This is a genomic window from Paraburkholderia sp. C35 (genome assembly GCF_003121405.1).
Taxonomy (GTDB): domain Bacteria; phylum Pseudomonadota; class Gammaproteobacteria; order Burkholderiales; family Burkholderiaceae; genus Paraburkholderia.
This window is the reverse complement of sequence record NZ_QBUY01000168.1, coordinates 1-12413: the sequence shown is the minus strand read 5'-3', so window position 1 is coordinate 12413 and position 12413 is coordinate 1. Positions and strand designations below refer to the sequence as shown.

The 12413-nt window shown below is 61.1% G+C and carries 13 protein-coding genes; 3 read left to right on the top strand and 10 right to left on the bottom strand.

Annotation, left to right across the window (positions count from 1 at the left end; all coding sequences use genetic code 11):
- Positions 1-101: 101 nt before the first annotated feature.
- Together DK391_RS42290 and DK391_RS42285 are read right to left on the bottom strand one after the other, a co-directional pair.
- Positions 102-521 carry a type II toxin-antitoxin system HicB family antitoxin gene (locus DK391_RS42290; RefSeq protein ID WP_109483963.1) on the bottom strand — a complete coding sequence of 140 codons (420 nt, stop codon included), beginning with the start codon at positions 519-521 and terminating at the stop codon, positions 102-104.
- A gap of 76 nt (positions 522-597) precedes the next feature.
- The gene (locus DK391_RS42285; RefSeq protein WP_109483962.1) at positions 598-783 is read right to left on the bottom strand and encodes a type II toxin-antitoxin system HicA family toxin; all 186 of its coding nucleotides are present in this window, start codon (positions 781-783) and stop codon (positions 598-600) included.
- A 285-nt stretch (positions 784-1068) separates the two neighbouring features.
- Between DK391_RS42285 and DK391_RS42280 the strand changes: the two genes are divergently transcribed.
- Together DK391_RS42280 and DK391_RS42275 are read left to right on the top strand one after the other, a co-directional pair.
- Positions 1069-1536 (top strand): helix-turn-helix domain-containing protein, encoded by a 468-nt coding sequence (locus DK391_RS42280; RefSeq protein ID WP_109483961.1) that lies wholly within the window; start codon positions 1069-1071, stop codon positions 1534-1536.
- Complete coding sequence (locus DK391_RS42275; RefSeq protein ID WP_109483960.1) at positions 1533-2108, top strand: PIN domain-containing protein; 576 nt, start codon at positions 1533-1535, stop codon at positions 2106-2108. The genes DK391_RS42280 and DK391_RS42275 overlap by 4 nt, the downstream gene beginning before the upstream one ends.
- Here DK391_RS42275 and DK391_RS42270 read toward each other — a convergent pair.
- The 6 genes from DK391_RS42270 to DK391_RS42245 form a co-directional block, all read right to left on the bottom strand.
- Positions 2005-3795, bottom strand: coding sequence for a GMC family oxidoreductase N-terminal domain-containing protein (locus DK391_RS42270; protein ID WP_239483109.1), 1791 nt, complete (start codon positions 3793-3795; stop codon positions 2005-2007). The two genes, DK391_RS42275 and DK391_RS42270, sit on opposite strands and share 104 nt — an antisense overlap.
- 113 nt (positions 3796-3908) lie before the next feature.
- On the bottom strand, positions 3909-4919 hold the full coding sequence (locus DK391_RS42265; RefSeq protein ID WP_109483959.1) for an ABC transporter substrate-binding protein: 1011 nt from the start codon (positions 4917-4919) through the stop codon (positions 3909-3911).
- Positions 4920-5168: 249 nt separating this feature from the next.
- Entirely contained in the window at positions 5169-5513 is a 345-nt protein-coding gene (locus DK391_RS42260; RefSeq protein WP_109483958.1) for a cupin domain-containing protein, read from the bottom strand.
- Positions 5514-5546: 33 nt separating this feature from the next.
- Complete coding sequence (locus DK391_RS42255; RefSeq protein WP_109483957.1) at positions 5547-6524, bottom strand: M14 family metallopeptidase; 978 nt, start codon at positions 6522-6524, stop codon at positions 5547-5549.
- On the bottom strand, positions 6521-7993 hold the full coding sequence (locus DK391_RS42250) for an NAD-dependent succinate-semialdehyde dehydrogenase (RefSeq protein ID WP_109483956.1): 1473 nt from the start codon (positions 7991-7993) through the stop codon (positions 6521-6523). The genes DK391_RS42255 and DK391_RS42250 overlap by 4 nt, the downstream gene beginning before the upstream one ends.
- 17 nt (positions 7994-8010) lie before the next feature.
- Positions 8011-9090, bottom strand: coding sequence for a tartrate dehydrogenase (locus DK391_RS42245; RefSeq protein ID WP_109483955.1), 1080 nt, complete (start codon positions 9088-9090; stop codon positions 8011-8013).
- Between the two features lie 140 nt (positions 9091-9230).
- On the opposite strand from DK391_RS42245, the gene DK391_RS42240 reads away from it, so the two are divergent.
- On the top strand, positions 9231-10157 hold the full coding sequence (locus tag DK391_RS42240; protein ID WP_109483954.1) for a LysR substrate-binding domain-containing protein: 927 nt from the start codon (positions 9231-9233) through the stop codon (positions 10155-10157).
- Here DK391_RS42240 and DK391_RS42235 read toward each other — a convergent pair.
- Together DK391_RS42235 and DK391_RS42230 are read right to left on the bottom strand one after the other, a co-directional pair.
- Complete coding sequence (locus DK391_RS42235) at positions 10151-10648, bottom strand: winged helix-turn-helix transcriptional regulator (RefSeq protein WP_109483953.1); 498 nt, start codon at positions 10646-10648, stop codon at positions 10151-10153. The two genes, DK391_RS42240 and DK391_RS42235, sit on opposite strands and share 7 nt — an antisense overlap.
- Positions 10649-10692: 44 nt before the next feature.
- Positions 10693-12102, bottom strand: coding sequence for an aspartate aminotransferase family protein (locus DK391_RS42230; protein ID WP_109483952.1), 1410 nt, complete (start codon positions 12100-12102; stop codon positions 10693-10695).
- Positions 12103-12413 lie beyond the last annotated feature (311 nt).

Sequence of the window (12413 nt, the reverse complement as noted above, 5' to 3'; positions counted from 1 at the left end):
CGCGTCAGTTTTTTATACGCGAGACGCAGGGGGTGGTGGGGTTGGGGGATTGAGTCTGAAAACGGAAAACCCCGCTGCTGCGGGGTTTCGTGTCTCATGCATCACACCGCGCGAACATCAAGACGCTTGCCGAGGACCGCGAACGCGGATTCGACCAGTTCGATCTTCGAGGAATGGCTGAAATTCAGTAGCCGGTCTACCTGTACCTGATTGACGCTGAGTCGCCGCGCGAGTTCGGCCTTGCGCACATTCTGACGCAGCATTTCTTCGGCAAGCAGTACCTTGGCCGTGACGAGTGCGGGCAGGGTGACGACGGGTTGCCCGCGCTTCGCCTTTGACGGCATCGGGATGCTGCGCTTCTCCGCGAAGTAGATTTCGAGCGCAGCTTCAAGGGCGTCCAGCGCCTGTATTTTCGCGTCTTCTTCGTCGTTGCCGACGGTGATGGCTTCAGGCACATCGGGAAACGTGACGAGCAACGTGCCGTTATCGTCCGGCGTCAGGCTGATTGGATAGCTGAGCATACGTGTGTCTTCGTTCGACATTTTTCAAAGAACATGGATGTGATACGCGAGAGAGAGCCCTTGCGGGCTCCCTGTTTCACCTGATACCGAGTTGCTTCTTGATGGCTTCCACCAGCCCCTTACCGATTTCCCTGGCACCGTGATCGGGGAAGATGGTTGATTTGCCATTGAGCGTCACCCGGTAATGACTCGAGCCGCTTCGGTGCTTCTCGAAAGTCGCACCTTGCAGCTTGAGCCACTTCCTGAACTCGCTGTATTTCATGTTCTCCCTGTGTTGTTATGAAGGGAGAAATTTACAACATTTATGTTATGTTTTTAAGGGTTAAAATGCAACAAAAATGTTGTAATTTGTCATGATGAGAGATCATGTCATGGGCCTTGTAGGATGGTTCTTTAACAGTCTTGGATTTGCTCGGAATCTACGCTGAGATGTCTGCGGCAGGAACCGTGGAAACGATCATCGAATCGAGGCGTTTCGTTTATTGCGAGTTTCGTTTATTTCGAATAAACTGGTGGTTCTGCGGCACGTGTCGCTTCGGAGCCAGCCATGCCCCATACAAAGATGTCCGGAATGACCTTGCCCGTCGAGCGCGAGGTGGAAGCGGCTGTCCAGGGGCAACGGGCTCTGGCAGCCTATCTTGCAACCAGCTTCGAAACACAGCGCATCCAGATTTTCGATGAAGAGAATCGTGCGCATCAGGTGGAATTGCCCACGTCGGCGCTGCGTCTGCTGGTCGATATCCTCGCCGAACTTGCTGACGGAAACGCCGTTCGCGTCGTGCCCGTGCATGCCGAGCTGACCACGCAGGAAGCCGCTGATCTGCTCAATGTTTCGCGCCCGCATCTGGTCAAGTTGCTGGAAGAGAACGCATTGCCGTATCACAAGACGGGCAAGCATCGGCGTGTACGCTTTGCCGATCTGATGCGGTTCAAGGCAGAGCGTGATCAGGCAAGCGAACAGGCAATGGAAGCTCTCGCCCAGCAAGCTCAAAAGCTTGGAATGGGCTACGAATGAGATGTTCGGCTTTCACAGTCGTATACGACGCCTGCGTACTCTATCCCGCGCCATTGCGGGATTTCCTGATGTGGCTCGGCATGACCGGACAGTTCAGGGCGCGCTGGAGCGCGCAGATTCACGACGAGTGGAAGCGCAATCTGTTGATCAATCGCCCTGACCTGACGGCGGGGCAACTCGATCGCACTTCTGAGCTGATGGATCAGGCTATTCCGGGGGCACTCGTCAGCGGTTACGAAGATCTGATTGCGGGGTTGACGCTACCCGATCCCAGCGACCGTCATGTGCTAGCAGCTGCGATACGCTGCAACGCTAGCGTGATAGTGACATTCAACGAAAGAGACTTTCCGGACGAAGTGCTTGCGGGCTTCGGCATAGAAGCCCAGCACCCCGACGTCCTGGTCGACAATCTCTTCGATCTCGATCAGGCCGCGGTGGTGTCGGCCGCACAGCGTCAAAGACACACGCTCAAGCATCCGCCGATCGACGTCGATCGATACCTTGAGATTCTGCTGAAGCAGGGAATGGTGCAGACGTGTAAGTCGCTTTCGTTGTATCGATCGATTCTCTGATTTGTCGATTACCGATTGCTTTCAGCATCCCCGCCACCCTTTCCGCCACCATAATCGTCGGCACATTCGTGTTCGCGCACGGAATCGACGGAAACAGCGACGCGTCGCACACATGCAGCCCATCCACGCCATACACCGACCCATCTGCGTCGGTCACGGCCAGCGGATCGTCTGAACGCCCCATCCTGCATGTCCCCGACGGATGCCACGTGCCACCAACCGATCTCGTCACGAACGCGGTCATCGCGCGATCATCGTTCAGCAGTTCATCAATCGACACGCCTTGCGTCACCACGCGCCCGATCAGCCATCTGCGCAACGGCCCGGCCACATCGAGCAGGGCGCTCAACGCGCCGCGCTGAACCGCATTCCACACGCCGGGCACGGCCACCGCCGCCACGCGCGGCGAATAACTCGACGGAAAAATCGCATCACGATGCGCAGCCATCGACGGCGCCGCCAGCGTCTGCGCGCCAAAGCGCAACGCAAGCTTCAACCGTTCGAGATCGCGTCGATCCGACAGCAGCGCAAAGTCCACCTGCGGCTCGTCGAACGGATTCCTGGACGCCAGCTTCAACGACCCACGTGAATAGGATTTGTTGACCCAGAAGAAAATCGTCCCGAGCCGGTAGCCAACCGAATGCCAGCCCGAGCGCGACAGAATCGCACCGTGCATGTCGCCGGGAACGGTCTCCGGCAGGCCAGAAGAAAAGCGCACGATAGCCTGTTCGTGGTGCTCGTCGGGAAACGGCGTGCGCGCCGCGCGCGGCAGAAACGCCGACACGGCGATCGACGGATGCTCCATCAGATTGCGCCCCACGCCCGCGCGATTCGCGCGCACTTCGATGCCGAGCGCGGCGAGATCGCTGGCGGGACCGATGCCGCTTCTGAGCAGCAGCGCAGGACTATGAATCGCACCCGCGCTGACGATCACGCGCGCCGCGTGCACATCCTCGTGCGTACCGTCGGCGTGTAACAGCCGCGCGCCGACCGCGCGTTGTCCATCGAAGAGAATCCGGTCGACAACCAGCCTCGTGCGGATCGACAGGTTCTTGCGTGCACGCACCTTATCGTCGAGATAGCAGACCGATGTCGGAATACGTTCGCCCGCTTTGCTGACAGCAATCGAACCGATGAACGTACCGTCTTCCCAAGGGCCATTCTGATCGTCGCGCAGTGCATGACCGTGCTGTTGCAACGTACCGAGCACGGCGCGAACGAACGGCGAAATGCGGGGCCACTTCGTGCGTTGAATGCGTAACGGCCCATCGTTCCCGTGCAGCTTGCCACTGAAGTCGCAGTCGGTTTCGAGCTTGCGGAAATACGGCAAACACGCGTCCCAGTTCCAGCCACGCGCGCCTAGCGTCTCCCATTCATCGTAATCGGCAGGTGCGCCGCGATTGGCCATTAGCGCGTTGATCGCCGAACCGCCGCCCAGCAGTTTCGCCTGTTCGTACCGACGCAGCGCCGCCGGCGCACTCATACGCGCTTTCAGCAGCTGCCAGATGTTATTCGTGTCGAGATACGCGCGGCCTGGATAGCGGCTGCGGATCGCATCGGGCATGGTCGCCTGCGACATGTCACGGCCCGCTTCGATCAGACACACGGTCTTGCCTGCATCTTCAGAAAGGCGCGCGGCCAGCACACATCCCGCCGAGCCACCGCCCAGAATCAGATAGTCGATCACGTCGATTGTTATGCGGCGAGCGTCGCCGTCAGTGCATGAGAAAGCGATGAAATGAAAAACGCCCGCGACGAACGACGTTCCTGCGGGCGCTTCGGTAAAACGAGCGGCTAGAGTTATTGCATGAACTTCAGCCAGCGCGCCTTGGCCTGAATGCCGGCATCGGATGCCCACCATTCTTCCGACATCAACGCCTGCTTCGACGCATTATCCGGCGAACTCGGCAGTTCGCTCGCGCGCTTGGCCGTGATCTTGCCCGTCTTGAACGCAGCGGGATTACCCGGACCGTAATCGATATACAGCGGCAGATTAGCCTGCAATTCCGGCGACAACGCCGCATTCACGAACTTGATCGCGTCAGGCAGATTCGGCGCGTTCTTCAGCACGCACAGCTGCGTGTTCTGCAGGATGCCATCGTTGAACGTGAAATCGACATCGGGATCGTCCTTCTTCACGGCGCTGGCGCGGCCATTCCAGATCATCGTCATATCCACTTCGCCGTCGTGCAGCAACTGCGCCGACTGGCCACCCGACGTCCACCACACGGTAATGTCCGGCTTGATCTGCAGCAGCTTTTTAAACGCGCGATCGACATCGAGCGGATAGAGCTTGTCGCGCGGCACGCCGTCTGCGAGCAGGGCGGCTTCGAGCACCGTTTGCGGATCGTTACGCAGCGCACGCGTGCCGGGGAAATTCTTGACGTCCCAGAAGTCCTTCCAGCTTTGCGGCACCTTCTTCAAGGTCTTCTTGTTGTAGCCGATCACGGTCGAATAGAACTCGTACGCTACCGAATACGGCGTGCGGTACTTTTCCGGCACGGCTGCCGCGTTCGGGATCTTCGAGAAGTCGAGCTTTTCGAGCAGGCCTTCGCGGCCGCCTCGCAGACAGTTCGAGGTGGGCGTATCGACCACGTCCCAGATCGGCTTGCCCGTCGCGCCTTGCGCCTTGATCTGCGGCCACGCGTCAGGAATGCTGTCCTGAGCGATCGTGATGCCGAGTTCCTTCGCGGCGGGATCGAGGATAGCCTTGGTCTGGGCTTCCTGATAAGTGCCGCCTTGCGAGACGAACGTGATTTTCCCCGCAGCGAATGCGGACCCCATACCCGCGATGCTCAACGCGAGCGTCATAACTAAAGGGCGCAGCTTGATTTTATCGGTCACGACTTTTCCTCGACACGGTTGAAGCGAAAGACGTCTTCCAGGTCGTGCAGTCCCGCCTCCTCTTGACGGCTGGAAGCGGAACAGCGCGGGATTGATTGAAAATATAGTGAGTCAATTTCGGCGGAGCAACGCCGGAATTGTTGGAGTCCCCATGACGTAGTGTTATGTCAGACGCTTTGTGCAGACGTCACCAGGGCACTCACGGATCGCGCGCGATCAGAAGATCACGTAGACCTTGCGCATCGTCTCTTCGACTTCCCACGTGCCTTCCGTGTGGGCCTCGAAGAACAGCGTATCGCCGCCTGCAAAATGCACCGTGTCTTCGCCGTCGGGCGTGAAGCGGCCGCGGCCGCTCAGGAAGTGCATGACTTCTGCCTGCTTGACCGAGCGGCGATACGTGCCCGGCGTGCATTCGAAGATGCCCGTATCGATGGCTTCGCTGCCCTGAATGACCTTCTGCACGCCCGACACCTTGATCTCTTGCGTGCCTGGAAGACCGGCCGTGCCCCAGTCTTCCAGCCCCTGCAATGCGATGCTTTGTTTGATCTGCTGGACTTTCATCTTTCGATTTCGTTGACGATGGTTGGATTGAAGTTATTGCGACCTGGCGACGCGCGTCTCGATCCTGCCGAGCCGCACGACGGTCACGCCCGCGCGCAACTGCCTGAGCGACGGCATCACCAGCATGCAGTCGGGATAGGGCGTGCGTACCGCCTCGCCATCCGACCAGCCGATCACGCTGCCCGCTTCGGGGAACACTTCCAGGCCCGTGTAGTTATCGGCGAAACGGAAGTCGAGGCTCTTTGCCACGACCGGCTCTGTGACGCGCACGATCAGCATTTCGTCGGGCAGCGGCTGGACCCAGTCTGCGGGCAAGTCCTGCGCGTCGACGACGCCGGAAAGAATCAGAAAGCGCGCCGTTACATCGCGCGCGACCGTCACGGCGCTGGCTTCCCAATGCTGTCCGCATTCGATCAGCAGCGCATTCTTCGGGCTGGCAGGATCGCCGAAGCCTTCGTAATCGCGCATGCGGCGTCCTTCCGGATGGCCTTCGTCGCAGATCACGGTGGCAGGCGTGCCGAGCTTTTCTGAAAGCGCAATGCCTTTGTCGAGCGGACCCGCAACGATCAAAGGCTTGCTCTTTTCATGCATCGAATGCAGATCGAGCAACAGATCGACGCTATCGATCACGGGCCGCATTGCGCGAGCGCGGCGCAGTTCGCTCGAATCGAGCGTGGTGTTGCCGAGCGTTTGCGCCGTCCACACGCGGTTGAAGTCCTGATCGACGAAGCGCGCTGCATCCGGCTTCGACGGATCGAAGCGCGCATACGCATCGACGTTCGCAAACGCGAGCGTCAGCTTGCCGCGCCGCGGACGCAGCTTCGCGCGCAGCAATGCATCGACGACGATCGCGCCGCACACCTCGTTGCCATGCGTGAGTGCGTTGATCATCACGTGCGGACCGTCGATGCCTGAATCGAACGTATGAACATACGGCACGCCCGTGTCGCTGCGCTCGTGCACGGCGATGTCGGGAAACGTCAGTTCGATCGGATAGGCCGGCGCACTCATTCCAGGCCGCCCTGGCAGAGATATTTGATCGACAGGTAGTCGTCGAGGCCGTATTTCGAGCCTTCGCGGCCATAGCCCGATTCCTTCACGCCGCCGAACGGTGCCGCTTCGCTCGCCAGTGCGCCTTCATTGATGCCGACGATGCCCGCTTCCAGCTGTCGCGCAACGCGGTCGATGCGCCGTACGTTCTGGCTGTAGAAATACGATGCGAGGCCGAACGGTGTGTCGTTGGCGGCTTGAATCGCTTCGGCTTCGTCGTCGAAACGGAACAGCGGCACGACAGGGCCGAACGTCTCTTCGCAACTCAGTTGCATCTCGGGCGTGGCGTCGGCGAGCACGGTCGGCGCGTAGTAGGTCGGGCCGAGTTCGGACAGACGCTTGCCGCCCGTCAGCACGCGCGCACCGCGGCTCACAGCATCGTCGACATGGCGCGCGATCTTGTCGATCGCGCGGGAGTTGATCATTGGGCCGATCTGCGCAGCAGGGTCGGTGGCGGGTGCGACTTTCAGCGCGGCGACGCGCGTGGCGAGCAGGTCACCAAACCGTTCGTAGACGCCCGACTGCACGTACACGCGGTTCGGACACACGCAGGTTTGTCCGCCGTTGCGGAACTTCGCGGCGAGCAGGCCCGTGACGGCGGCGTCGAGATCGGCGTCGTCGAATACGATGAAGGGCGCATTGCCGCCCAGCTCCAGCGACAGCTTCTTCAACGTTCCCGCCGATTCGCGCGCGAGATACTTGCCGACAGGCGTCGAACCCGTGAACGTGATCTTGCGCACGCGGCTATCGGCGAGCCAGTCGGCAACCGCGCCGACAGCATTCTCACGTGAAGACGAAATCAGGTTCAGCACGCCCGGCGGCACGCCTGCTTCATGCGCGAGCATCACCAAAGCCAGCGCCGTGAGCGGCGTATCTTCAGCGGGCTTGCCGACGACCGTGCAGCCTGCCGCCAGCGCAGGCGCGATCTTGCGCGCGATCATCGCGAGCGGGAAATTCCACGGCGTGATCGCCGCGACGATGCCAATGGGTTCTTTCACCGCGCTCATGCGCTTGCCGCGTTGCTGCTGCGGAATGATGTCGCCGTAGATGCGCGTGGCTTCGTCCGCGAACCACGCGACGTACGACGCGCCATACATCACCTCGCCGCGTCCTTCGGCAAGCGGCTTGCCCTGTTCGAGCGAGATCAGCTCGCCGAGCGCATCGGCGTTCTCGACCATCAACGCATGCCAGCGATGCAGCACGGCCGCGCGGTCCTTCGGCAACGCATCGCGCCACGCGGGGAATGCACGGGCGGCGGCATCGGTGGCGGCGCGCGCGTCGGCGGCGGTGCTGTCGGCGACTTGCGTGATGACTTCGCCTGTCGCTGGATTCGTCACGTCGAAGCGCTTGCCTTCAGCCGACGCGACCCACTTGCCGTCGATGAAATTGCCGCTTTGAATCAGTTCGCTCAGTTCGTATCGCTTTGTCATTGCATGACTCCTGTGATTCAGGCCAGACGGTGCGCGATGGCCGCGCCCACTTCCGCCGTGTTCGCTTTACCGCCCAGGTCGCCCGTATGCGGGCCTTCCTTGAGCACGGCTTCGATGGCTGCGAGGATCGCGTCGTGCGCTTCGCGCTCCTTGCCTGCGCCGTTGCCGAGAAAATCAAGCATCATCGCCGCCGACCAGATCATCGCGATCGGATTCGCAATGCCTTTGCCCGCGATGTCCGGCGCGGAACCGTGCACCGGCTCGAACAGCGAAGGAAACACGCGATCCGGGTTCATGTTCGCCGACGGCGCAATGCCGATCGTGCCCGTACACGCCGGGCCGAGGTCCGACAGAATGTCGCCGAACAGGTTGGTCGCGACGACCACATCGAAGCGATCGGGATTCAACACGAAACGTGCACAAAGAATGTCGATGTGCTGCTTGTCCCACTTCACGTCGGGATACTGCGCGGCCATCTCGGCGGCGCGCGCGTCCCACCACGGCATGCTGATCGAAATGCCGTTGCTCTTGGTCGCGACGGTGATCTTCTTCTCACGGCGCTGCGCGAGATCGAAGGCGAACTTCAGCACGCGCTCGGAGCCTTTGCGCGTGAAGATCGACTGCTGCATCACGAACTCGCGCTCGGTGCCTTCGAACATCGTGCCGCCCACCGACGAATACTCGCCCTCGGTGTTCTCGCGCACGATCATGAAGTCGATATCGCCTGCCTTGCGGCCCGCGAGCGGCGACGGCACGCCTTCGAACAGACGCGCGGGACGCAGGTTGATGTACTGGTCGAATTCGCGGCGGAACTTCAGCAGCGAGCCCCACAGCGAAATATGATCGGGCACCGTGTCAGGCCAGCCGACCGCGCCGAACAGGATCGCATCGGCGCCTTCCAGTTGCTTCTTCCAGTCGTCGGGCATCATCTGGCCGTGCTGCGCGTAGTAGTCGCAGCTAGCCCACTCGATATGCTGATAGTCGATGCCGATGCCATAGCGCTTGCTGACGGCGTCGAGGGCGCGCAGCGCTTCGGGCATTACTTCCTTGCCGATGCCGTCGCCGGGAATTACTGCGATGCGGTAGTTGCGGGTCATATGCGTCTCCTCGTCGGGAAAGTGTCAGGAAGGTTCGGAAAGGGTATGGGCCATTCAGACCCAGCGTGCAATAACAACTAGTCTATTCCTGATTAACCGTCATAAAATCGCGCTTTCGGTTAAGCCACTATGCACGAACTGTGAATAAATCGCCGAACCTCGATGACCTGCGCGTGTTCTGCACCGTCGCCCGCAAAGCCAGCTTCAGCGGGGCGGCGGACGCGTTGTCGGTGTCGGCGGCGTATGTCAGCAAGCGCGTGAACATGCTGGAAGCGGATCTCGGCACGCGGCTTTTCCATCGCTCGACGCGCCGCGTGGCCATTACGGAAGCGGGTGAGCGCGTCTATGCGTGGGCCGAAAAGATTCTCGACGACGTGGACCGGCTGGTCGAAGACGTATCGACCACGCGTCGCGTGCCGCGCGGCACATTGCGTATTTCGAGCAGCTTCGGCTTCGGGCGGCACGTGGTGGCGCCCGCGCTGGCGCGGCTCACGGAACGGTATCCGCAACTGAGCGTGCGGCTCGACCTTTTCGATCGCATCGTCGATGTGGCGGGCGAGGGCTTCGATCTCGACATTCGCATCGGCGACGACATCGCGCCGCATCTGATCGCGAAGCGCCTCGCGTCGAATCATCGCGTGCTGTGTGCGTCGGAGGATTATCTGAAGCGTCATGGCACGCCGCGCCAGCTGGCGGATCTCGGCACGCATCAATGTCTCGCGATCAAGGAGCGCGATCACCCGTTTGGCATCTGGCGGCTGACGGAGCGCGGCGAAGCGGTTTCCGTGAAGGTGACGGGTCCGCTGTCGACCAATCACGGCGAAGTGGCCGTGCAATGGGCGCTCGCGGGGCGCGGTATCGTGTTGCGTTCGATGTGGGACGTGCGCGGCTTGCGGGAGTCGGGCGCGCTGGTGCAGGTGCTGCCCGGTGTCACGCAGCCTGCCAACGTGTGGGCGGTGTATCCGGCGCGGCTGGCGGCGTCGGCGAAGGTGCGCGTGTGCGTCGATTTTCTGGCCGATGAGTTTGGCCGCCTGGCGCAACCCTACGCACCCGACGCGCCTCAATGATGATTCTGTGAGAACAGCGTTTCGAGCGGGTAGTGCGTCTTCACGAACGGCGTCTTGATGATGACGTAGCTGAAGTACTTTTCGATGCCGATATCGCGCTCCAGCAGCCCTTCGATGATGCTCTGATAGTGGCTCACGCTGCGCGTGACGAACTTCAGCAGATAGTCGTAGCCGCCGCTCGCCAGATGGCATTCGACGATCTCGTCGACATCCTTGACTGCGTTGACGAACTTGATGAAGTCTTCGCGGCGATGATCGGCGAGCGTGACTTCCGTGAACACGATCTGCACGTCGCCGAGTTTTTCCAGCTGAATCTGCGCGCCGTAGCCGATGATATAGCCCGCCTTCTCCAGACGTTTCACGCGGATCAGGCAAGGGCTGGGCGACAGCCCGACTGCGTCGGCCAGTTCGACATTCGTGATGCGCCCTCGCTTTTGCAGTTGCGAGAGGATACGCAGATCGATTCGGTCCAGCTTGCAGTCGGTGCTCATCGTGAGTCGGTCGGTCCCGCATGTCGAAGGGTCGGTCGATGTTATCACGCAGCCGCGCGGCGTTTAAATTCGATCGAACCCTTCAGTGCGGCGCGCACATCGGCTTGTGCGAGCACGTCGTCGAGGGTCTTCTCGAGGCGCTCGAACAGCAGGTCGAACTCGCTTTCGGTGTAGCAGAGTGCGGGCGCGAAGCCGAGAATGTTGTCGCCGAATGCGCGGAACACGAGGCCGTTCGCATAGGCAGCCGTGGCGATGCGGTCGGGCAGTTTCAGCGACGCATCGAAGCCTTGCTTCGTGTCTTTATCCGTGACCAGTTCGAGCGCGCCGAGCAGCCCGCGATGGCGCGAATCACCGACGAGAGGATGCGCGAGCAGCGCGTCGAGTCCTTGCGCGAAGCGCGGTGCGCGCGCGATGCCGTTCGCGAGCAGTCCGCCTTCGTGATAGAGGCGCATCACTTCGAGGCCGATCGCGGCGCTCACAGGGTGTGCCGAGTACGTATGGCCGTGGCCGATGACAGCCGTCACGTCGCCGCCGTCGGCGATGCCTTGATAGACGGCATCCGACATCAGCACGGCGCCCATCGGCGCATAGCCGGCTGTGAGACCCTTGGCGACCGTCATCAGGTCCGGCTCGACGCCTTCCGCCTGGCACGCGAACAGCGGGCCGGTGCGGCCAAAGCCCGTGATGACTTCATCGGCGACGAACAGGATGCCGAGCTTGCGGCAGGCTTCGCGCATCGCCTTCAACCAGCCGACAGGCGGCACGATCACGCCGCCCGAGCCTTGAACCGGTTCGCAGAAGAACGCGGCGACGTTGTCCGCGCCGAGTGCTTCGACTTTGGCTTCGAGCGCGGCGACGCTGGCGTCGATCAGCGCGGCGTCATCGGCGAAGGTGTTGCGGTATGCGTACGGCGACGGAATGTGATGTTGCGGCGGCAGCGGCACGTCGAAGTTGCGATGGATCGCGGGCAGCGCGGTGAGGCCCGCACCGATCGACGACGAGCCGTGATAGCCGCGTTGCAGCGCGATGATATGCTTTTTCGAAGGCTTGCCGATCGCGTTGAAGTAGTGCGTGATGAAGCGCAGAGCGGAATCCACGGCATCCGAGCCGCCGAGCGTGAAGTAAACATGTTGCAGCGACGCAGGCGCGAGTTCGACGAGTTTCGCGGCGAGTTCGATGGCGGGCTCGGAGCCGAAGTGGAAGTAGCTGGTCGCGTAGGGCAGGCGGGCCATCTGCATCGTCGCCGCCTCGACGATGCTTTGATGGCCATAGCCGGTGTTGACGCACCAGAGGCCGGAGAAGGCATCCAGCAGTTCTTTACCGTCGATGTCGCGCAGGAAGACGCCATCGGCTGATTCCAGCACCGTGACGCCACGGGCTTCGTGGGCGCGGTAGCTGATCACGGGGTGGATCAGGTGTTTGCGGTCGGATTCGATCAGGGCTTTGGAATGCATGAGGGTTCTCGGTTCGTCGCTTTCGCGGGAAGGGATGGACCGCTTCATACTATCCAGAGTGGAGTGTGCGATGGTTCGCCAAATAATTGGCGTAATAGCGTGGGTGTGGTTTTTTTGGTGGGGTTTGCAGCATTTTGTGCTGTTGGGGTGGGGTTTTTTTTTGTCTGCGACGCTGGGGTTTAGGTTTGCTTTCGCTGGCATCCGCGATTCGGTGTTAGTACTTCATGCGTTGCCCCTGTGCGGGGCGGCACCTACTTTTCTTTGCCGCCGCAAAGAAAAGTAGGCAAAAGAAAGCGGGCTAACACCGCCAG